The organism is Pseudomonas sp. Irchel 3E13 (genome assembly GCF_900187455.1).
Taxonomy (GTDB): Bacteria; Pseudomonadota; Gammaproteobacteria; order Pseudomonadales; family Pseudomonadaceae; genus Aquipseudomonas.
Genome location: NZ_FYDX01000028.1, coordinates 28970 through 49831, shown reverse-complemented (window position 1 = coordinate 49831; position 20862 = coordinate 28970). Strand labels below are relative to the sequence as shown.

Annotated in this window: 22 protein-coding genes, 1 tRNA gene and 1 pseudogene; 12 read left to right on the top strand and 12 right to left on the bottom strand. The window is 62.3% G+C overall.

Annotation, left to right across the window (positions count from 1 at the left end; genetic code table 11):
• The coding region (locus tag CKW37_RS31410) for a protein-tyrosine phosphatase family protein (protein ID WP_095159990.1) at positions 1-360 on the top strand (360 nt) is incomplete at its 5' end.
• 337 nt (positions 361-697) lie between these two features.
• Here CKW37_RS31410 and chrA read toward each other — a convergent pair.
• Together chrA and CKW37_RS31400 are read right to left on the bottom strand one after the other, a co-directional pair.
• Entirely contained in the window at positions 698-2068 is a 1371-nt protein-coding gene (gene chrA / locus CKW37_RS31405) for a chromate efflux transporter (protein WP_095159987.1), read from the bottom strand.
• Entirely contained in the window at positions 2061-3002 is a 942-nt protein-coding gene (locus CKW37_RS31400) for a chromate resistance protein ChrB domain-containing protein (RefSeq protein WP_143502176.1), read from the bottom strand. The genes chrA and CKW37_RS31400 overlap by 8 nt, the downstream gene beginning before the upstream one ends.
• 190 nt (positions 3003-3192) lie before the next feature.
• Between CKW37_RS31400 and CKW37_RS31395 the strand changes: the two genes are divergently transcribed.
• Positions 3193-4497, top strand: coding sequence for an MFS transporter (locus CKW37_RS31395; protein WP_095159986.1), 1305 nt, complete (start codon positions 3193-3195; stop codon positions 4495-4497).
• A gap of 215 nt (positions 4498-4712) precedes the next feature.
• Here the strand turns inward: CKW37_RS31395 and CKW37_RS31390 are convergent, their stop codons facing one another.
• Positions 4713-5369: a hypothetical protein gene (locus CKW37_RS31390; RefSeq protein ID WP_095159985.1), complete on the bottom strand. Its 657-nt coding sequence runs from the start codon at positions 5367-5369 to the stop codon at positions 4713-4715.
• 12 nt (positions 5370-5381) lie between these two features.
• A complete protein-coding gene (locus CKW37_RS31385; protein WP_095159984.1) occupies positions 5382-6119 on the bottom strand; it encodes a HupE/UreJ family protein in 738 nt (245 codons plus the stop codon).
• Between the two features lie 514 nt (positions 6120-6633).
• Here CKW37_RS31385 and CKW37_RS31375 point away from each other — a divergent pair.
• The 3 genes from CKW37_RS31375 to CKW37_RS31365 are packed head-to-tail and all read left to right on the top strand — an operon-like array spanning position 6634 to position 8127.
• Positions 6634-6951: a metal-sensing transcriptional repressor gene (locus tag CKW37_RS31375; RefSeq protein ID WP_095159982.1), complete on the top strand. Its 318-nt coding sequence runs from the start codon at positions 6634-6636 to the stop codon at positions 6949-6951.
• A 4-nt stretch (positions 6952-6955) separates the two neighbouring features.
• A complete protein-coding gene (locus CKW37_RS31370) occupies positions 6956-7396 on the top strand; it encodes a YqaA family protein (RefSeq protein ID WP_095159981.1) in 441 nt (146 codons plus the stop codon).
• Positions 7393-8127: a TraX family protein gene (locus CKW37_RS31365; RefSeq protein WP_095159980.1), complete on the top strand. Its 735-nt coding sequence runs from the start codon at positions 7393-7395 to the stop codon at positions 8125-8127. Before CKW37_RS31370 ends, CKW37_RS31365 begins: the two co-directional genes overlap by 4 nt.
• A 67-nt stretch (positions 8128-8194) precedes the next feature.
• Here the strand turns inward: CKW37_RS31365 and CKW37_RS31360 are convergent, their stop codons facing one another.
• Entirely contained in the window at positions 8195-8326 is a 132-nt protein-coding gene (locus CKW37_RS31360) for a YHYH domain-containing protein (RefSeq protein WP_095159979.1), read from the bottom strand.
• Positions 8327-8613: 287 nt separating this feature from the next.
• Positions 8614-9006, bottom strand: a pseudogene (locus CKW37_RS31355) (histone deacetylase); the annotation flags it as partial.
• 137 nt (positions 9007-9143) lie between these two features.
• Between CKW37_RS31355 and CKW37_RS31350 the strand changes: the two are divergent.
• From CKW37_RS31350 to CKW37_RS31340, 3 genes are all read left to right on the top strand, one after another.
• Positions 9144-9713 (top strand): GNAT family N-acetyltransferase, encoded by a 570-nt coding sequence (locus CKW37_RS31350; RefSeq protein WP_095159978.1) that lies wholly within the window; start codon positions 9144-9146, stop codon positions 9711-9713.
• 76 nt (positions 9714-9789) lie between these two features.
• Positions 9790-10659, top strand: a complete 870-nt coding sequence (gene tesB, locus CKW37_RS31345; protein WP_095159977.1) for an acyl-CoA thioesterase II — start codon at positions 9790-9792, stop codon at positions 10657-10659.
• Positions 10656-11249 carry an HAD family hydrolase gene (locus tag CKW37_RS31340; protein WP_095159976.1) on the top strand — a complete coding sequence of 198 codons (594 nt, stop codon included), beginning with the start codon at positions 10656-10658 and terminating at the stop codon, positions 11247-11249. Before tesB ends, CKW37_RS31340 begins: the two co-directional genes overlap by 4 nt.
• Before the next feature lie 31 nt (positions 11250-11280).
• Here the strand turns inward: CKW37_RS31340 and CKW37_RS31335 are convergent, their stop codons facing one another.
• The 3 genes from CKW37_RS31335 to CKW37_RS31325 all read right to left on the bottom strand — a co-directional run bounded on the left by CKW37_RS31335 (position 11281) and on the right by CKW37_RS31325 (position 15365).
• Positions 11281-13755, bottom strand: coding sequence for a TonB-dependent receptor (locus CKW37_RS31335; RefSeq protein ID WP_095159975.1), 2475 nt, complete (start codon positions 13753-13755; stop codon positions 11281-11283).
• 160 nt (positions 13756-13915) lie between these two features.
• A complete protein-coding gene (locus tag CKW37_RS31330) occupies positions 13916-14863 on the bottom strand; it encodes a FecR domain-containing protein (protein ID WP_177454508.1) in 948 nt (315 codons plus the stop codon).
• A gap of 1 nt (position 14864) precedes the next feature.
• Positions 14865-15365 carry a sigma-70 family RNA polymerase sigma factor gene (locus tag CKW37_RS31325; RefSeq protein WP_095159974.1) on the bottom strand — a complete coding sequence of 167 codons (501 nt, stop codon included), beginning with the start codon at positions 15363-15365 and terminating at the stop codon, positions 14865-14867.
• Between the two features lie 143 nt (positions 15366-15508).
• Between CKW37_RS31325 and CKW37_RS31320 the strand changes: the two genes are divergently transcribed.
• A complete protein-coding gene (locus tag CKW37_RS31320) occupies positions 15509-16516 on the top strand; it encodes an NAD(P)-dependent alcohol dehydrogenase (RefSeq protein ID WP_095159973.1) in 1008 nt (335 codons plus the stop codon).
• A gap of 34 nt (positions 16517-16550) precedes the next feature.
• Here CKW37_RS31320 and CKW37_RS31315 read toward each other — a convergent pair whose 3' ends face one another.
• A complete protein-coding gene (locus CKW37_RS31315) occupies positions 16551-17180 on the bottom strand; it encodes an HAD family hydrolase (RefSeq protein WP_095159972.1) in 630 nt (209 codons plus the stop codon).
• Between the two features lie 136 nt (positions 17181-17316).
• Here CKW37_RS31315 and CKW37_RS31310 point away from each other — a divergent pair, with 136 nt between their 5' ends.
• Complete coding sequence (locus CKW37_RS31310; RefSeq protein ID WP_095159971.1) at positions 17317-17529, top strand: PLD nuclease N-terminal domain-containing protein; 213 nt, start codon at positions 17317-17319, stop codon at positions 17527-17529.
• Between the two features lie 20 nt (positions 17530-17549).
• Here CKW37_RS31310 and CKW37_RS31305 read toward each other — a convergent pair whose 3' ends face one another.
• A complete protein-coding gene (locus CKW37_RS31305; protein ID WP_095159970.1) occupies positions 17550-18164 on the bottom strand; it encodes a LysE family translocator in 615 nt (204 codons plus the stop codon).
• A gap of 138 nt (positions 18165-18302) precedes the next feature.
• On the opposite strand from CKW37_RS31305, the gene CKW37_RS31300 reads away from it, so the two are divergent.
• The gene (locus CKW37_RS31300; protein ID WP_095159969.1) at positions 18303-18755 is read left to right on the top strand and encodes an Lrp/AsnC family transcriptional regulator; all 453 of its coding nucleotides are present in this window, start codon (positions 18303-18305) and stop codon (positions 18753-18755) included.
• Positions 18756-18895: 140 nt separating this feature from the next.
• On the opposite strand, the gene rtcR is transcribed toward CKW37_RS31300, so the two are convergent.
• Complete coding sequence (rtcR, locus tag CKW37_RS31295; RefSeq protein ID WP_095159968.1) at positions 18896-20509, bottom strand: RNA repair transcriptional activator RtcR; 1614 nt, start codon at positions 20507-20509, stop codon at positions 18896-18898.
• A gap of 279 nt (positions 20510-20788) precedes the next feature.
• Between rtcR and CKW37_RS31290 the strand changes: the two genes are divergently transcribed.
• Positions 20789-20857 (top strand) — tRNA-OTHER (locus CKW37_RS31290).
• Positions 20858-20862: the final 5 nt, after the last annotated feature.

The window sequence follows — 20862 nt, the reverse complement described above, 5'->3', positions numbered from 1 at the left end:
CTGATGCCAAATGAAGAGCTGCTGCAGAATGAAATCGATCTGCTTCCTGAGGAGTGCCAGTTGCTCGGCCTCGAATGGTTTCACCTGCCGGTAGAGGATGACGAAGCACCTGGTGAGCCCTTTGCTGCCGCATGGGAGGCACATCGTCAGCGCCTGAAGGCGCTGGTGATGAGCGGCGAGTCAATCGCCATTCACTGCAAGGGCGGCTCCGGCCGTACCGGCCTGTTCGCAGCCCGACTGATGATCGAGTGTGGCATTCCCGTACAGGATGCGGTTGCACAGGTACAGGCCCTGCGTCCGCGAGCAATCCAAAACCCAGCACACGTTGCCTACATCAATCAGTTCAACGACACCCTCTGACTATTCGCTTATGGCCGTGCTGCGGAGCCTGTTGGAAGGTTTCGAGCACCGCCGTCTTGTCTGCTGCATTGATTTCGATCGTGCTGCTAAGGCGCACCGATATAGCTCAGCAACCCTGCTCCTCATCTGGTGAGACTCCTGGTTTCGAGCGATGCGAATGACTGGTCAGATCGAATGCAATTGGGTGGTCACGTCGAATGCAAACAGCTGGTCACCGTCAGTGAGACTCACTGGTCAAGTGGTACGCAATTTCCCACCTAGCACCCGACCAGTTTTCCGGATTGCATGCGCTCTGAGTTGCGGTAACCGGCCGAAGGTGACCGACCGGTCAGCGGTATCAAATACGCAACATATGGACCGCCAGGCCTGCCACTGCACAGGAAAACAGCACCTGAATTACTCCTCTTTTGAAGCGGAACAAGGCAACTGCTGCAGCAACCGCGATCACCGCTGATGGCCAGTCAAACGCCCCGCTGAAGCCTTTCGGCCAAAGCACGTGGTAGCCGAAGAACATGGCGAGGTTCAGGATCACGCCCACCACAGCGGCGGTGATACCTGTCAGAGGTGCGGTGAATTTCATCTCGTTGTGGGTCGATTCCACCAATGGGCCACCGGCGAGAATGAATATGAACGACGGCAGGAAGGTGAACCAGGTTACGAGGCTCGCTGCGACTGCACCGGCCAGGAATGGGTGTTCCGCACCGAACATCGGATGCACGTAGCCACCAACGAAGCCGACGAAGGCAACCACCATGATCAGTGGCCCTGGCGTGGTTTCCCCCAAGGCGAGGCCATCGATCATCTGGGTTGGTGACAGCCACCCGTAGTGCCCGACAGCGCCCTGGTAAACATAGGGCAGCACAGCGTATGCACCGCCAAAGGTCATCAGCGCGGCTTTGGTGAAGAACCAGCCCATTTGCGTAAGGGTGCCGTCCCAGCCAAACGATAGCGTCAGCAGCCCCATGGGCAGTGCCCAGAGCCCTGCACCGACCAGCAGCAGGCGTGCCAGATGCCCCCAGCTGAAACGGGCATGCTCAGGCGTGGGGGTGTCGTCATCGATCAGGGCCGGGCCATAGCTGTTCTTCGCGGCGCCATGACCGCCACCGATTACGAATTTGCTTGGAGCTAAGCGACCACCTACATAACCGATAATGGCGGCCACCAGCACGATCAGCGGGAATGGCACATTGAGAGCGAAGATGGCCACGAACGAAGCACCGGCCATGGCCCACAGCCAGCCATTCTTCAAGGCGCGCGAGCCAATTCGGTGGGCTGCGTGAACGACAATCGCTGTGACCGCCGGCTTGATGCCATAGAAAATACCTGCGACTACCGGTACCTCGCCAAATGCGATGTAGACCCACGACAAACCGATCAGGATGAACAGCGAAGGCAGCACGAACAATGCGCCGGCAATCACCCCGCCCCAGGTGCGGTGCATGAGCCAGCCGATGTAGGTGGCGAGCTGCTGAGCTTCAGGGCCAGGCAGCAACATGCAGTAGTTCAGCGCGTGCAGAAACCGTTTCTCGCTAATCCACCGCCGGCGCTCAACTAGCTCCTGGTGCATGATCGAGATCTGCCCGGCAGGCCCGCCAAAGCTGATGAAGCCTAACTTGAGCCAGAATAGGAAGGCTTCATAAAGGCCGATCGGCTGCTGAGTCGCTTGGGATGGCGGCTGTTCACTCACTGCGGAGGTGGTATTAACCATTTTGGGCTTCCTCACTTGCGAAAGCCGTCAGCAGGCCATCGAAGATGCCTCCGGCAACCATTGTCAGTTGATCGTCATCGCCAATGCTCTCTCTCAAGCCGGCGAGGACACGCTCGATACCTGGCGCTTCGGAAGGTTGGTTGCCTCCTACATCCAGGTAGTGGATGACGCCTGCCAGGCGAGCCAGGCCTGGCTGCTGAACGGCAAAGCTCTCGATGAGGGTTTCGAAGGAAACCCGCTGGCCAACGTGGCTGAATCTGGCCCCATCAAAATCAAAGCCGAGCGCGTCGCCTGGGCAGTCGCTCGGACTGTCCAACCAAATGAATTGGGCGTCGGCATCGATGAAGCGTCGGATCAGCCAAGCACATGCCAGCCGGTCTACCCATGGGCGCTTTCGCGTTGCCCATCGGCGACCTTGGTATTCGCTGCGCTCCAGCTGGTTGATGGCCTCATCGTGCGCACTCGGCTCATCGGAAGACAGTGCTCGGCTAATCGCGTTCTCAAGCTCCTGCAGGGCCGAATCGGCTTGGGCTTTGAGCACGCCTGGGAAGAAGTCGATCGCCGCCAACTGGCCGAAGGCCTTCCTGAGCTTGCGCACCTGCCGGGCTGTCTGCAGCGCATTATCCGGGGATAGGTCGGCCCGGCAGCCCGCAATCTCTTCCATCAGCTTGGCGTATTCATCGCTTCTGTCGAACAGTCCGCTGAAGCGTTCCTCGCGTTCAGGCAGCGACAGCAGAAATGCCGTGCCGTTGATGGCCAGCACATCTCGCTCCACCGCTTCGAACGTTTCGCGGCCCGCGCTTTGTTCTGGCAGTAGGTACACACCATCGCGCAGCACAGCTGCACCAGAGGCCTTCAGGGTTCTCCAGGCGCGCATACGCTCGGTGGCGTTGGCCGTCGGCAGCCCAAGGATCAGTAGCGACCAATCAATCATGTAGAAATCTCAACATAAAATGTATCTCTCTCTACATTAAACCAGATTTGGCTAAAAGCAATGGGCATTCATTGACCGTGCTGAGTCGCATGGAATCGCGTTGACCATATCCCCCTGGGGGGGATACGCTGTTGTCGATCTGATGAAGTTCAGGCGATAGAGATCGCCTCCAGCCGTGCACGGAGGTGCCATGCTATCTGTCCTGAAAAACCGCACCTATAGGCACCTGTTCATTGCTCAGGTGATTGCCTTGATCGGCACCGGCCTGGCGACCGTAGCGCTTGGGCTTCTGGCCTATGATCTAGCCGGCGCGCAGGCCGGCGCCGTCCTGGGTACTGCGCTCGCGATCAAGATGGTGGCCTACATTGGCGTGGCGCCGATTGCCGGTGCGTTTGCCGAACACCTACCCAGAAAAGTCATGCTGGTCTCCCTCGACCTGGTCAGGGCAGCCGTGGCGCTGTTGCTCCCGTTTGTCACCGAGATTTGGCAGGTCTACGTGCTGATTTTCGTGCAGCAGTCTGCATCTGCCGCGTTTACCCCAACGTTTCAGGCCACTATCCCCGACATCCTCCCTGACGAGCGTGAGTACACCCGGGCGCTATCACTTTCGCGTCTGGCTTATGACCTAGAGAGTGTTATTAGTCCGATGCTCGCGGCAGCCCTGTTGACCGTGGTCAGCTTCCACAGCCTGTTCGGTGGCACCGTCGTGGGTTTTCTCGTGTCTGCCGCCATGGTGGTTTCAGCGGTATTGCCGGTAGCTGTTCGCGGGCCCAAGCGGAGTATCTACGAGCGCACGACCAAGGGCCTACGGATCTTCCTGCGTACCCCGCGCTTGCGCGGCCTCCTGGCCTTGAACCTCGCCATTGCTGCAGCCAGTGCGATGGTGATCGTGAATACGGTCGTGCTGGTTCAGGCGAAGCTTGGGCTGGATCAGAGGGCAATGGCCATGGCGTTGATGGCTTTCGGTGGCGGTTCGATGGTGGTGGCCCTGCTGCTTCCGCGACTTCTTGAGCGTCTGGACGATCGTAAGGCCATGCTTGCCGGCGGAGCGGTCCTGGTGGTCGGTTTGCTGATCGGGGCTTTCATCTCCAGCTATTCGGCCTTGGTTGTTCTGTGGGTGGTGCTGGGCGCTGGATATTCCCTGGCACAAACGCCGTCGGGGCGTATCTTGCGTCGGTCATCTTCGGCTCAGGATCGACCAGCGCTGTTCGCGGCGCAATTCGCCTTGTCGCATGCCTGTTGGCTGATTACCTATCCGTTGGCCGGATGGCTAGGAGCCAGCGTGAGCCTCACGGTAGCGTTCGTTGCGCTAGGGCTGCTCGCTGGGGCAGCGTGGGCGCTGAGCAAATGGATCTGGCACCCCGACTATGAGCACGAGGTAGTGTCGCATCAACACGACGACCTTTCGGAAGATCATCCTCATGTCACGGATGGCAAATCTCATACGCACTCGTTTGTCATCGATGAGCACCACCGTAAATGGCCCCGGCGGTGAGCCGTCCCTGGCTCTGACTGAGTCATCAGTCGTGCGCGTGCCCATGGCCTGCGCTATCGCTCGAAACCTCAGGCTCAGTATCGCCACAAGCGACGAGCAGGCTAAGCAGTCCGATGAAAGCGAGTGAACGCAGCAGTTTGGTAGTCATGTCGTAGACTCCACAGAGGTGTCGTGAAAGGGATCGAGGCTCGCACCACGCGAGCCCCGACCTGTTTTCATTTCTTGAGGTTGAGGTAGTCGCCAGTCGTGTTCAGCACGATAGTGACGTTGCCGGAAGTGCGGTTACGCCAGAACCAGCCATGGGTTCCGTCGAACAAGGCGATCAATTCACCCTTGTCACCCTTCACTTGGCGACCCTTGCTGTAGCTGTGGAAGTCGCCTTGGGCGGCGTTGTAGGTTTCACCGTGGGTGTCGTGGTTTACCGGCCCAGAAGCACTCCACTCATAGGCCACGGCTGCTCCCTTACGCATTTCGAGCTTGATCTCGCGCCCTTCGCCGGGTTTAAGGGTCAGGCTGACCTCATCCTTTTTCGCTGACGGTTGTTCGGCCTGCCTGGAAGGTTCAACAGCGGCAACCGGTGGAATCGGAGCGGGAGCTACCGAAGGTGCCGGGGCAGGAATTGCCGGCGCAGGTACAGTTGCTTTCGTAGTGGCCTCGTCGGCCAAGGCCTCTTGGGCGAGGGATATCTTGATCTCGCCCATCTGGGTGAGCCCCATGGCTCGGCCCAGACCCGTTGGGTCGATGGCATACTCCGACGGCATAACCACGGTGACCAAAAGCCCCATTGCGACCGCGAAGGCGATGGCGGTCGATCGGACGAGCTGACGGCTGCTCGGCAATTCGTTCGCCGAAGGAAGTGGAGAGTTGAACATTTTTCAGGATCCTCAAGCAGTAGCAATCAGGCCAGTCAGCTGATAACCCATCAGCAGGAAACCGGCGCTCATCATGGCAACGTTGGCGGTGTAGGCGTGACGCCAGAAACCACCGGTTCTTCTCCAGAAGCCCATCACGATCAGGATGGCGCTCAGCGCGAGCAACTGACCGATCTCCACTCCGACATTGAAAGCAATGAGGTTGGGGATCAGGCCGTCGGGCGAGATTTCGTACTCCTGGATCTTTGTTGCCAGACCAAAGCCATGCAGTAGGCCGAAGGCGAGTGTCGCGGCTTTGGTGTTCGGCTGGTAACCGAACCAGCGCTTGAAGGCCCCCAAGTTATCCATCGCCTTGTAGACCACCGAGAAACCGATGATCGCGTCGATGATGTAGGGGCTGATGCTGATCTCCGTGAGCACGCCGAACAGCAGCGTGACCGAATGCCCAACGGCGAACAGCGTGACGTAGAGACCAACGTCCTTGAGGCGGTAGAGGAAGAAGATGACGCCGAACAGGAACAGCAGGTGGTCATAGCCCGTCATCATGTGCTTGGCGCCCATGTAGATGAACGGGATCAGCATGACCCCCGAGCTTTCCTGGATGAATCCCTTGTCGCCTTCCGCTACGGCGTGTGCCAATGCCTCCGGCATGCCGATGAGCAATGATGCGACGAACAGGAACAAGAGGAAGATGGGATGGCGTGCGCGCACAGCGAGCAAGCCCCCACCCGGTATCGGGTGTAAACGCATGGATCAATCCTTTTTGCAGTGATCGAGAGCCGCGAAGCGGCCAGGGTCAGGAAGCAAAAGCAGGACGAGGTGGGCGTTCGATTCGGAAGATAGGTGGGTGTGGTACCGAGTCGCCTGACCAGGCCAATGGCGTGGGCGGGCCGAAGATAGCCGGCAGTTGCGCGGCAGAAGAAAGCTGAGGCGTCTCGTGCTGGTGGTCGGGCGTGAGCGGACCGTGGTAGTGGTCAGTGCAGTGCGTGCAGCTCCATGATGAGCTGCCGTGGTCATGCCCATGAGCTTGGCTCTCGGCGTTCTGCGCTGTGGCTTCTGTCGGAACCGAAAGCGAATAGGCATGCCCCGTCCAGGCCAGCAGAAAGGCCATAGCCAAAGCCACGATCATGGCTGATGACAGAAAATGACGAGACATCCAGATGCGCCTATAACGCTGATTCAACAGCAACGCTGCACGTTTGACCTAACCCCCTGGGGGGGATAGCATCGCCAGCGTAATGTATCGCCGACAGAGACTCAAGATATGTCCGATCACTCTCATGATCACCAGCACGATGACGAACAGGGCCATGCCCATACTCACCAGAGCCATGAGGCGATCATCAAGCGCCTGAAGCGTGCTGACGGCCATCTGCGCAGCATCATTGCCATGATCGAGGGCGGGCGCGAGTGTGTAGACATTGCCCAGCAACTGCATGCGGTTGAAAAGGCCGTCTGCCAGGCCAAGCGCACACTCATCCAGGACCATATCGACCACTGTCTGGAAGACTCGGTTACTGCCTTGAGCAAGGGCGATCGATCGGCCCTGGACGAATTCAAGCAAATCACCAAGTACCTGTAGGGCTGTGTTCGAACTCACCAGCTACCTTGGGCTGTTTCTGGCGGCGTTCGCTGCGGCCACGTTGCTGCCAATGCAGTCCGAAGCCGCACTGGTCGCGATGCTTTTGTCTGAACACTACCTGTCCGTGGCGCTTGTCGCGGTGGCTACCGCCGGCAATGTGCTGGGTGCCGGTGTGAACTGGTTTTTGGGCCGAGGTGTCGAGCACTTCAAGCACAAGCGCTGGTTCCCGGTCAGTGAGGCCAAGCTGGAGAAGGCACAATCTCTGTACCAACGCTACGGATACTGGTCGCTGCTATTGAGCTGGGTACCTATCATCGGTGATCCGATTACTTTGGTGGCCGGTGTCATGCGCGAGCCCCTCTGGCGTTTCACGCTGCTGGTCACCCTGGCCAAGGGTGGACGATACCTGCTGCTGACAGCCCTGGTGCTTGGGAGCATACAGTGACTTCAGCCCCGATCAGCTCTGCGGCAGAGCGGCACACTGGCCAGGATCTGATCAAGTGGATTGCCTTGATCACGATGGTGCTCGACCACATGCGGTTAGCCTGGCCGCCTACCAGTGACCTGTTCGTGCTCGGCCGACTGTCCTTCCCTCTGTTCTGTTTGGCAGTAGCGATCAACGTCTCGCGTAATCAGCCAGGCGAATTATTCACTCGGAGCAATGGTCGGTATCTCGCCTTCTTGGTGCTGTTCGCTGCGCTCTCTGAGGTCCCTTACCGGCTGGTCAGTAGTTCGGGCACGTTCAACGTCCTGGTCACGTTGGCGCTGGGTCTTCTGGTCGCATGGGGAGTGCAGCACCGGACGCTCGAAAGCCTGGTACTGGCTGGAGGTGCAATTCTGACGGGCTATCTACTGAACGAGCCGTTGATGTACGGCTTCTACGGGGTGTTCGTGCCAGCGGCTCTGGTGCTCGCCGTTAAGCGTCCCGAACTGTTCGCGTTATTGCCCGTCGCGCTCTGTGTTGCTGTCAACTCTCGAACTGGCCTACTCGAACAGGCGGCGCAGCTTGAGCCATTCGCCATCCTCGCGCTGTCGACCGCGGCTTTGGCGCCTTTGTTCGGTTTGGCGCTGTTCTGGGTGCGGTTGCCATTTAAGGTACCGCCCGTCACACAGTGGAGCTATTGGTTCTACCCGGGCCACTTGGTGGCGCTGCTGGGTATCCGCAACTTGCTATAGGGCGCTGCTTCTACAACTGGCATCCTCAGGGTCAAGAACGCCAGTGTTTAGGGACCTGCCGACTGCCTTAGTGGCAGTGGCGTTCGCCTGTTTTGTGATTGGTATGGCAACCCTTGGAGTCAGTGCCGCCGCTGTGTGCGAAGACAGATACCGAGGAGAGTGAAAGGACTGTTGCGATTACGAGGGAAATGACTTTCATCAGGCTACTCCATGCTTGGTTTTTATAAGTGGCATCGGCCACCGATGGAGATTATGGCTAACTGCCTTCATGCGGCAAGTGATTGCATCCCAGTTGAAATTGAACTGATGAATGGTGAGTTCAAGCGCTCGGATCGCTCTGAAGGATCAGCTCAATTTTGCGGACTTTTTTGTTAACGTTTGGGGAAAAAGGCAGTATTTGTAACGTTCCGGTACGCCGGGTTGCGTAAAAAATCAAATGTTTTCAATTAGATGCTGCCTATGTTTACAGTTTTGGGCGGCATAATTGCAGAAGCCGGCCGGGTGATCGTAATGGGCGTGGTGGGTGCCGCCGGCCAGGTGGCAGGCGATGCCGTGTTGCAGCGCCAGTTCCGCCGCCAGCAGCGAACCGCCCACCGCGCGCACGGTGCGCCGCGCCAGGGCTTCGCTCCAGGGCAGGCCGAGGCGACGCTGGTCCTCGCGGGACAGTTCGCCGCTCAGGTAGCGCTCGATGTAGCCGCGGTCGTGGGCCAGGGCGAGGATGTCGTTGGGGCAGATTTCCGGGCGCAACAGCGCCGCGTCGGTGGTCAGTCCGCTGTCGATCAGGTGGTCGTGCAGCAGGCGGAACTTGTCCATGGGAAAGCGATGTTCGGCAGGAAATTCCGGGCTGTAGTCGTCGTGATAGACAAGAGGCAGGCGCATGGTCGGTCCGCTGGTGGAGATCGGCCGATCTTGCCAGTTGCCCGGCGAGGTGCGCCAGCGCCGGGCGATGATGGCCATGCAGGGCCAGCATTGGCTGCCTACGCTGTAGACTGCGAGGCCGTGATTTGGGAGCCGTGATGACGCCAATACTCGAACTGGAAAGTGCGCGCTTGCTGCTGCGTCAGTGGCAGGACGACGACTTGAAGGAGTTCGCCGCCCTGTGCGCCGATCCGCAGGTGATGCGTTATTTCCCCGCGCCGCTGACCCGGCTGGAAAGCGCCGCGCTGATCGGCCGTGTGCGTGGGCATTTCGCCGAATACGGCTTTGGCCTTTGGGCGCTGGAGCGCAAGGATACCGGCGCCTTTATCGGCATGACTGGCCTGGCCAAGGTCAGCTTCGACGCCGACTTCACCCCGGCGGTGGAAATCGGCTGGCGCCTCGCCCGACGTCACTGGGGCCTGGGTTTTGCCAGCGAGGCGGCCTGGACATCCCTGCGCTGCGCCTTTGCGCAGATCGGCCTGAAAGAAGTGGTGTCGTTCACCAGCCGCGACAACCTGGCGTCGCAGAAGGTGATGCAGGCCATTGGCATGCAGGCCGACCCCGCCGGCGACTTCGACCACCCGAAACTCGAAGCTGGCCATCCGCTGCGTCCCCATGTGCTGTACCGCATCAACCGCGCCCAGTGGCAGTCCACCTTGCGCGGCTGAATCAGCGAACATACAGGCCAGTAATGACAGATCCTGTATCATTTGCCGCCTTGCGCCCTGCTTTGGAGAATCTCGAATGAGCCACGTGTTGGACGATCTGGTCGATCTGTTGAGTCTGGAAGCGATCGAGGAAAACCTCTTCCGCGGCCGTAGCCAGGACCTTGGCTTCCGCCAGCTCTACGGTGGCCAGGTGCTCGGCCAGTCGCTGTCTGCCGCCAGCCAGACGGTCGAAGAAGCGCGCCACGTGCACTCCCTGCACGGTTACTTCCTGCGTCCGGGCGACGCGACCATGCCGGTGGTCTACTCGGTGGACCGCGTGCGTGACGGCGGCAGCTTCAGCACCCGGCGCGTGACGGCGATCCAGAAGGGCAACCCGATCTTCACTTGCAGCGCGTCGTTCCAGTACGACGAAGAAGGCTTCTCGCACCAGGGGCAGATGCCCGAGGTGGTTGGCCCGGAGAACCTGCCATCGGAAGTGGAGCTGGCCCAGTCCATGGCCGAGCACCTGCCGGAGCACATTCGCGACAAGCTGCTGTGCGCCAAACCCATCGAGGTGCGCCCGGTCACCGAGAAAGACCCCTTCAATCCCAAGCCCGGCGATCCGGTGAAGTACGCCTGGTTCCGCGCCGACGGCACCCTTCCTGACTCCCAGGCCCTGCACAAGTACATGCTGGCCTACGCCTCGGACTTCGGCCTGTTGACCACCTCGCTGATGCCCCACGGCAAATCGGTCTGGCACAAGGACATGCAGATCGCCAGCCTCGATCACGCGCTGTGGTTCCACGGCAACCTGCGCACTGACGAGTGGCTGCTGTATGCGATGGACAGCCCGTGGGCCGGCAATGCCCGTGGTTTCGCCCGCGGCAGCATCTTCAACCGCGCGGGGCAGTTGGTGGCCTCGTCGTGCCAGGAAGGGCTGATTCGCCACCGCAAGGACTGGACATGAGCCTCGCCGAGATTCGTCACTGGGTGTTCGACATGGACGGCACCCTGACGGTGGCCGTGCATGATTTCGCGGCGATTCGCGAAGCCCTCGGCATTCCCGCCGAAGACGACATCCTCACCCACCTCGCCGCGTTGCCGGCGCAGGAAGCCCAGGCCAAGCATGCGTGGTTGCTGGAGCACGAGCGGGACCTGGCGATCGCCTCGAAACCGGCGGTGGGCGCGGTGGAACTGGTGCGTGAGCTGGCGGAGCGGGGGTGTCAACTCGGCATCCTGACCCGCAATGCGCGGGAACTGGCGCATGTGACCCTGGACGCCATCGGCCTGGCCGACTGCTTCCCGGTGGACAGCGTGTTGGGCCGCGATGAAGCGCCGCCGAAACCGCACCCGGGCGGGCTGTTGAAACTGGCCGAGGCCTGGGAGGTGGCGCCGGCCAGGATGGTGATGGTCGGTGACTACCGCTTCGACCTCGACTGCGGCCGCGCCGCCGGGACCCGCACAGTGCTGGTGAACTTGCCGGACAATCCCTGGCCGGAACTGGCGGACTGGCATGCAGCGGATTGCCGGGCGTTGCAGCATTTGTTGGTGGGCTGAAGGCGGGGGCCGCTAAGCGGCCCTTGGATCTTCAGAACTCCCAGCGCGTCGTCACCATCACATTGCGCGGCTCGCCGTAATAAGTGGTGTCGAAGTTCCCCAGCCCGCTCAGGTAGCGCTTGTCGAACACGTTGTTGGCATTGAGCGTGAAGCTCAGGTGTTCGTCGTACTGGTAGCGGCTCATCAGGTCCACCAGGGTGTAGCCGCCCTGTTTGATGCGGCTGTAGTCGCTGAGCACCGGGTTCCAGATGTTGCCGTAGAACGCGCTCTGCCAGTTCACGCCGCCACCCACGGTGACCTTCTCCAGCGCGCCGGGCAGGCGGTAGGTGGTGAACAGGCGGATCAGGTGCTCGGGCTTGCTGGTGCTCATCGGGAAACCGAAGATGCGCTGCTCGTCGGCGTCGCGGGTGCGGGCGTAGGTGTAGCCGGCGCTGATATTCCAGCCGTCCAGCGGCTCGCCGGCCACTTCCAGTTCCAGGCCTTTGGTGGTGGCGCCGTCGGTGGCTTTGTAGATCCCTTCGTTGGTCACCGGGTTGGTGCCGATCGACTCGGCGACGTTGTCCTGCTCGATGCGGAACAGCGCCAGGCTGGCGTTCAGTTTGCCGCCGAGGAACGCTGCCTTGAGACCGGTCTCGTAGCTGTCGCCTTCCACCGGATCGAGGGTTGCGCCGTTGATGTCCTTGTTGGTCTGCGGCTGGTAGATCGAGGTATAGCTGGCGTACACCGACCAGGTGTCATCGAGGTCGTAGACCACCCCGGCGTAGGGCGTGACCACGCCATGCTGCTCATAGCTGGCCTGGCTGTCCTGGAACATCGGGTTGAGGCCGTCGTAGTTGTAGTCATCGTCGTACTTGAAGTTGCTGACCCGGGTGCCGAGGATCACCGACAGGGCGTCCGCCGGCTTCAGGCGGGTGGCGATGTAGGCGCCGTTCTGCCGTTTGTTCTGCTCGTACTTGCCGTTCTTCGGGAATACCGGACGGTCGATATCGCCCTGCCAGTCGTAGATGCTCCCGGGGACCATGGCGAACAGGCTGGTGTCGTAGGTGGCACCGGTCTGGCGCGAGGTGGAGTTGTTGAAGCCGACCACCAGCTCATGCTCGCGGCCAAACAGGCTGAACGGCCCGGACAGGCTCAGGTCGGCGCTGTTCTGCACACGATGGCCTTCCCAGCGACCCCAGTAGAAGAACATGCCGTCGCCCGTGGCGCGGTCCGGGTTGCCGCCGCTGGCCGAGGCCAGGCGGGTGTCGTGGTCGGACTGCATCTGGTTGAGGCTGAGCTTGAGGGTCCAGTCGTTGGCCAGTGCCTGTTCCAGGCTGGCGAAGTAGGTGCGGCTCTGGAAGTCGCGGCGGCTCCAGTCGGCGCCAGGGTTGAACGAACGTGAGAAATCGGTGCGCCCGCCGTCAGAGAAGTACACCGGGTTGCCGGTCCAGGAGGTGCCGCGAGGCGTGGTGGTCTGTTGGTCGATGCCGACGGTCAGCAGGGTGTCGGGGCTGAGGTCGGCTTCGAGAATGCCGTACCAGACTTCTTTTTCCTGCTGGTAGTGATCCTGGTAGCCCTTGCGGTCTTGTTTGGCGCCGACGAAGCGGCCACGCAGGCTGCCCGAGTCGTTCAGCGGGCCGGAGATATCGCCTTCGCCGCGGTAGTTGTCCCACGAGCCGGCGCTGCCGGTCAGCGAGGCCTGGAATTGCGCGGTGGGCTTTTTGCGGATCAGGTTGACGGTGGCCGACGGATCACCCGAGCCGGTCATCAGGCCGGTGGCGCCCTTGAGCACTTCGACGCGGTCGTAGGTGGCCATGTCGACCTGGGTCACGCCCTCGTTGTAGACACCGTCGTAAACGGTGTTCACCCCGTCGTACTGGTAGTTGGTGATGACCATGCCACGGCTGGAGAACTCGGTGCGGTCGCTGTCGTAGACCTGGCCCGCGACGCCGGGGGTGTTGCGCAGTACGTCGGCGATGCTCTTGGCGCCCTGGTCGTCCATTTGCTGGCGGGTGACCACGGTCACCGATTGCGGCGTTTCGCGGATCGACAGCGGCAGCTTGGTGGCGGTGCGGCTGACGCCGGTGGTGTAGCTGCCGGAGTGTTCGGTGGTTTCGCCAAGCCACTGGCCGTCGATGCTGGTGGCGCCCAGTTCCACTGCGCTGCCGTCGCCGGCCGGGATCAGCACATAGCCGCCGTTGCTCTGGCGCTGGGCGCGCAGGCCGCTGCCGGCCAGCAAGCGCGCCAGGCCGTCTTCGACGCTGAAGTTGCCTTGCAGTCCGGCGGACTGCCGGCCTTGGGTCTGGCGGGCATCGAAGGTCAGGGTGATCCCGGCGCGGGTGGCGAACAAACTCAGGCTGGTGCCCAGCGGACCCGCGGCGATCTGGAACTGCTGGCTGGCGCTTTGTGCCATGGCCTGGCCGGGCGCGACGCTGAGCAGCGGCAGGGAAACCATGGGCAGGCCGAACAGCGCCAGGCGGACAGCACGAACCAGGGGGATGGACGCTCGCGGGAAGAACGGGGGCATGCGGTGTTCCTTTCGGGGTGGCGGGGTGGAGGGCGGTTGTTTGGGCAATGGGCCCTTCGCGAGCACGCTCGCGATGGGCCGGGCATCGCCTCTGAACGCCGCGTTATTCCGTAGCCGTGCTGCCGACGAAAAATGGCCACCCCCGCAGCGAATTTATTTTTCAGGCGGCTTCGATGCTGACCCAGTAGCGGGTCAGGTAACGCACCTTGACCGGCAGCGAAGCACCGAGGTTTTCCAACAGGGTGTCGGTGTCATCGACGCGGAAGGCGCCGGACAGGCGCAGGTTCGCCACCGTCTCGGCGCAACGCACGACCCCGGAGCGGTAGCGGCGCAATTCGGCGACGAAGTCGGCCAGGCGCCACTCGATCACCGTGAGCATGCCCTGGGTCCAGGCGTCGGCCCCCGGCGCGGCGGCGTTGACCGGGGCGATGTGCTGGCGTTCGAAGCGCACGCTCTGTCCGGCGTCCAGGCGCAGGCTTTGTTGCGGTTGCCCGTGCGTGCGGATTTCCACCGCGTGCTGCTGCACGCTGACCCGGCTGACGCCGTCATCGCTGCGCACGCAGAAGCGGGTGCCGAGGGCGCGGACTCGGCCTTCGCGGGTCTGCACGATGAACGGCCGGCCGCGTGGGTCGCTGGCGGTCTGCACGCTGATTTCGCCGCTGTGCAGGCGCAGCAGGCGTTGCTGGTCGTCGTAGTCGATGTCCAGCGCGCTGTCGGTGTTGACCTGCAACTGGCTGCCGTCGGCCAGTTCGATCCGCCGCCGCTCGCCCTTGCCGGTGCGCACGCCGGCAAACAGGGCCTGGGCGGGAGCGCTGTCGTGCACGATCCAGCCGCTGGCACCGGTGGCCAACAGCAGCGCGAGGGTCTTGAGCACCGCACGGCGGCGGGCGCGGACCCCGGCGAGGGTCGGCAGCGCGACTTCTACCGGCAGCCGGCCCATCTGCGCCTGGACCTTTTCCACCCGCGCCCAGGCCCGGGCGTTGGCCGGGTTCTGTCCCAGCCAGTCCTGCCAGGACCTGAGCAAGGCGTCGTTGGGCGTCCCGGCGTTGAGCCGCACGTACCAGTTGGCGGCGGCTTCGAGGGTGTGCAGTTCCAGTGGCAGGGCCATGTCAGTCGTCCGTGAGCAGCAGGCAGTGGGTCATGGCGCGGGCCAGGTGTTTCTTCACGGTGTTCAGCGACACCCCGACGCGCTCGGCGGCGGCGCTGTAGCTCAGGCCTTCGAGCTGCACCGCGAGGAAAATCCGCCGGGTGCGCTCGCCGAGGCCGTCCAGCAGGGTATCCACCGCCACCAGGGTTTCGAGGATCAGCACGCGAGTCTCCGGCGATTCGACCACCCGTTCCGGGCGCGCCGCCAGTTCGGCGAGGTACGCCTGTTCGACGGCGCGTCGGCGAAATTTGTCGATCATCAGGGCGTGGGCGATGGAGCCGAGATAACTGCGCGGCTCGCGGATAGTCTGGGCGTTGCGTGCGTTGAGCACGCGGATGAAGGTGTCCTGCGCCAGGTCGGCGGCATCGCTGGCATTGCCCAGGCGGGCGCGGAGCCAGTTTTTCAACCAGCCATTGTGTTCGCTGTAGAGGGCATGCAGGGCGGCGTGTTCGGAAGTGGACATGGCGAAGGCGAGAGGTAATTGATAATTAGTCGCAATATTGTGGTCTGTTGGTCGATTCTGCAAGCGGGCGCGCTTGACCCCGGTCGGACTCGGGCCAAGACTGCTTGACTGTCCCTTCGCATCGGCTGGATTCAGGAGAACTCATGAGCAAGGCCATTTACGTTCAACCCGGCGGCGGTTACGACAAGGTCGGCGTCGGCAACAGCGACGCCGCCGCCCCGGCAGCGGGCGAGATCACCGTGCGCCTGCACGCCAACTCCCTCAACTACCACGACTTCGCAGTGGTCAGCGGCGTGTGGGGTCCGACCGCGCCACGCATCCCCATGGCTGACGGCGCCGGCGAGGTGATCGCGGTGGGCGCGGGTGTCAGCGAGTTCGCCGTGGGCGATTCGGTGGTCAGCACCTTTTTCCCCGACTGGCTGGATGGCGAACCGCTGGTGGAAGGTTTCGCCACGGTGCCGGGCGATGGTATCGACGGCTATGCGCGGGAAGTGGTGACGGCACGGGCGACCTCGTTCACCCGCGCGCCCAAAGGCTTCAGCCACGCCGAGGCCTCGACCCTGACCACCGCCGGCCTGACCGCCTGGCGCGCGCTGATGGCCGATGATTCCCTCAAACCCGGCGACACGGTGTTGGTGCAAGGCACGGGCGGGGTGTCGATCTTCGCCCTGCAGTTCGCCAAGCTGGCCGGCGCCACGGTGATCGCCACCTCGTCCAGCGACGAAAAGCTGGAGCGGCTCAAGGCCCTTGGTGCCGACGCGGTCATCAACTACCGCAGCACCCCGAACTGGGGCGAGAAGGTGCGGGCGCTGACTGACAACCGCGGCGTCGATCATGTGATCGAAGTAGGCGGCCCGGCGACTCTGGAACAATCGATGACCGCCGTACGCATCGGCGGGCATATCTCGCTGATCGGCATCCTCACCGGGGTGGCGGGGCAGTTGCCGCTGGTCCAGGCGCTGGTGCGGCAGATCCGCCTGCAGGGCGTGCTGGTGGGCAGTCGTGCGCAGCAGCAGGCGATGATCCGCGCCATCGACGCCAACGGCCTGCGTCCGGTGATCGACAAGGCGTTCGAGCTGGAGCAGATCGTCGAGGCGTTCCGTTATCAGGAGAGCAACCAGCACTTCGGCAAGATTTGCCTGAATTTCTGAAGGCAGCCGGCCCGGGCGCAGGCCGACATGCCTGTTACCGGGCGTCCTGCTCGAGGGCGTGCAATACGTCCTGGGCGAAAGCGGTCAGCTCGCGGTAGTCACCCTTGCCGTGGTGACGGTCCAGGAAGAATCCGCGTAGCCCGAAGGCCCGCGGGCCGTCCCGATCGCAACGCTGGGAATCGCCCACCATCCAGTTGGTTTCACCGGACGATGCCAGCCGCTCGCAGGTGGCCTGGTAGATCGCCTCGTCCGGTTTCATCATCCCCAGTTCGCAACTGAACGCGTAGGCATCCAGCGTCGGATACAGGCGCCGGACCGCTTCGCAGTAAGGGCTGGCGAGGTTCGAGCAGACCGCCACGCGAATGCCCTGATCCTGCAGCAGCGCGACAGCCTGCACGCCATCGGCGTAGGCCTCGATGCTGGCCAGCTCATCGCTCAGCAACTGCTGCAGCGCGCTCAGCTGTTCACGGCTGACGTCGATCCCGAGGGCGTTGGCGGCTTCTTCCAGGGAGAACGGAGTCTGCATCAGCCAGCGTGTGTCATCCGCTTGTGGCTTGCGGCCTTGCGCCTGGCCCAGCTTCAACAGGCGGCGGTACGGATGCAGGGGGCGACGGATATGCAGCAGGGTGCCAAAGGCATCGAAAATCACGGCGGGGTGTGGCATCGGCAGGTTCCGTGCGACAGGGAGATGGCATTTGAACATCTTGTCGCACCGCTGTGCAGCCCGCGCCGGCAACAATCCAAATGAACCCCGACGCGTCTGGCACGCCTAACGTGAACAGCCAAACGGGAGACGTCTTATGGAACACGGCTACTTGTGGATCACCCTGGCGGTGCTGCTGGCGCTGCTGGAAATCTGGGCCATCAAGCGCATCATCGGCAGCACCGTGCGGGCCGAAAGCAAGATGATGTGGGTCCTCTTCGTGGTGTTCGTGCCGGTCATCGGGCTGTTGGTCTGGGGCGTCAACGGCCCCAAATCCCGACCCGACGTGCCGCTGTCCAGGGAAGGCTGAGTGCCCTCAATACAACCGCGTCAGGCCATCAACCGTTCCGACAACAGCACCACGGCGATGGCGATCATCGCCGCGCCGGACAGCCGGCTGACGTTCCGCGCCGCTGAAGGCCGGGTTTGCAGAACGCTGCGCGCGCCGAAACCCACCATCAGGTAAATGATTGCGCAACTCACGGCGTGCAGCAGGCCGAGGGCGATGATCTGCACGGGCAGCGGCCAGTTGGACAGGGGATCGGTGAACTGCGGCAGCAACGCCAGGAACAGCAGGAACACCTTGGGATTCAGCCCGCTGACGCAAAAGCCCTTGATCGCCCAGCTCGACCAGGAGTCCGCCTTCTGCTCGCCGGCCTGTGGCGTCGACGGTTTCCACAGCATGTTGATGCCCATCCACAGCAGATACAGCGCGCCGGCGATGGTCATCACCGACAGCGCCAGCGGATTGCTCGCCAACAAGGCACCGGCCCCCGCCGCGACGATCACTGTCGCCAGCAGATGCCCGGAGAGCAGACCCGCCACCGCCGGCACCACCCAGCGCCCGCGAATCCCTGCGGAGATGGCGTAGGCCCAGTCCACGCCGGGGGTAATCACGAACAACAACGACACCGCCCAGAACGCGGCCAGCACACTGACAGTCATTTGAGGCTCCAGCTTTTTCCTGTGATATGAAGGGCGAGCCGTGAGCCTCGCCGGGTTACCAGAAGAATAAGGAAGCTTGGTGAGGATTATCTTTCGTATATCCTGACGGTCCGCCTATTGAGTGGAAGAACCTTCCAGATGGACCGCATTGACCGAAATATTCTTGCCGAACTGCAACGTGATGGTCGGCAATCGCTTACCGAACTGGCCGACCGCGTCGGCTTGAGCTTGTCGCCATGCCACCGCCGGGTGCGGGCACTGGAAGAGTCCGGGGTTATCCAGGGCTACCGCGCGTACCTGTCGCCCACCGAGCTGGGTTTGAGTTTCGCCGCGATCGTCTTCGTCACTTTGCGCGAGGGCCACCAGCAGGCGGTTCAGGATTTCGAAGCCGCCCTGCCGGAGATCCCGCAAATCCTCGAAGCGCAGCGCCTGTTCGGCGACCCGGATTACCTGCTGCGCATCGTCACTCGCGACCTGCCGGCTTTCCAGCAGCTCTACGACGAGCACCTGGCGCGGCTGCCCAATGTGCAGCGGCTGAGCTCGACGCTGGTGATGAAGCAGGTGATTCGGGATCGGCCGTTGCCGGTGTGAAAGGGAGGTTTCAGACAGAAAAAGCGCCTTCGTCCTCCGGCGTAATGGACGTATTCCGCGATGCCTATGTGGTCGAGCTCCTCATGAGTTTTACGCATTGAACATCGCGCCAACCGATAGCATTTGAAGCGGCAACCCCCTTATGGCTGCTCCAGCCTCACCCCCTGATCCCACACCAACCCGAACCGCCCCAGATACTTGCGCAACCGGTCCGCATCATTGGGCGTCTGTTTTGCCTGTCGTGAGACGGCGAACAACTGACGTCCGGCCTCGGAAAGGCTGCGGGCCTGTTGGCACACCTCGATCACCGCCTGTAGTTGCACCCGATCGAACAGGTCAAGGTTGTCCAGATCATCCCCCAGCAAGTCCCGCAACGGCTCGCGGCCGGGAGCGCAGCCCCAGGCATGGCGCAGACGGTCGATTTCTTCATCGACCAGCGTTTGGTCGATTCGGCCGCTGTCAGCCAGGGTCGCCATGCGCGTGATGGACGCGGACAGTTCGCGGAAGTTGCCGGCCCAGCGCGCTTCCGGCGAATGGGCGAATGCCAGGTAGTGACGCCGCGCTTCGAGGTTGAAGCGCACCAGTCGGCCTTGTTCCTGGGCATGCCGTTGCAGTTCGAAGTCGATGTTCGGTTCGATGTCTTCGCGCCGGCCAGCCAGCCCCGGCAGTTCGAACGTCCACAGGTTGATGCGGGCGTACAGGTCTTCGCGGAACAGGCCTTCGGCGACCCGTTCGCGCAGGTCGCGGTGGGTGCCGGCGATCAACTGGAAGTCGCTGCTGACTTCGCGGTCCGAACCCAGCGGGAAGAAGCGTTTTTCCTCGATGGCCTTGAGCAGCATGGCTTGTTCGTCCGCGCCCAGTTCGCCGATTTCGTCGAGGAACAACATGCCGCCATCCGCCGCGCGCAGCAGCCCTTCGCGGGCGTTTTGCGCGCCGGTGAAGGCGCCTTTGATATGGCCGAACAGCGCCGACATCGCGCCATCGCCGCGCAGGGTGGCGCAGTTGACCTCGACAAAGCGGCCCTGGAACTGATGCCGCGCCCGCTTGAGTTCGTAGATGCGCCGGGCCAGGAATGATTTGCCCGCGCCGGTCGGGCCGATCAGCAGCATGGGCGCGCGGGAGCGTCCGGCGACCCGCTCGATCTGCTCGATGGAGCGGTTGAACGCGGCGTTGCGCGTGGCGATGCCGGACTTGAGAAACAGCAGGCTTTCTTCGTGCTCGCGCCGAAAACGCGAGGCGATGCGGTCGTAGCGCGACAGGTCGAGGTCGATGATCGCCACCCGGCCTTCGGGCTTCTGCTCTTCTTCCCGGCGCCGCGCGGGGGAGGTCTGCACCAGGCGGCCCGGCAGGTAACGCGCTTCGGTCAGCAGGAACCAGCAGATCTGCGCCACATGGGTGCCGGTGGTGATGTGCACGACGTAGTCTTCGTGCTCGGTGTCCACGGGGTAGGCGCTGACGAAATCATGCAGCGCGCCATACACCTCTTCGAAATCCCACGGGTCGCGCAGCCGCATCGGTTGCAGGCGGACTTCGGTCTGCGGCGACACTTCCCGCACGTCGGCGGCAATGCGTTCGGCCAGCCCGGTGTCGCGGGCGTCCATGCCGTGGATCAGTTCCAGGCGGTCGACTTGCAGTTCCGCCTGCTGGCACAGCCCCACGGTCGGCCGCCATTTCCCCCAGCGCGCGGCGCCCTTGCCGACACGGTCGAGGGTGGAGCCGAGGAATCCGATGGCGACTGTTTTCTTCGCTTTCATGAGTTATCCATAAAGATAAATAGCGATAGCAAAATATAAGAAAACATTAGTGCTTACTACGCTGGTTTCGGCCTTTCTGTGTGATGTCTTTATTTAAATTCTATGTAAATCAATAACTTAATATTTATTTAGCGTGCGAAAAATAAAGCTGGCACGCCGCTCGCAATATCCTTCTCGACCATCGCTGATGCAGCCCACGGGCCGAGGTTCACAACCTCGCCGGTGCCCGAGCCCACCCTGGTGTCGGCCTCGTGCATGCCGCTGTATCGAAGTGGGGTCAATGCGATAGCTCAGTTGGTAGAGCAGTCACCTTCGGGTGATCGGCCGCAGGTTCGACTCCTGCTCGCAGTTCG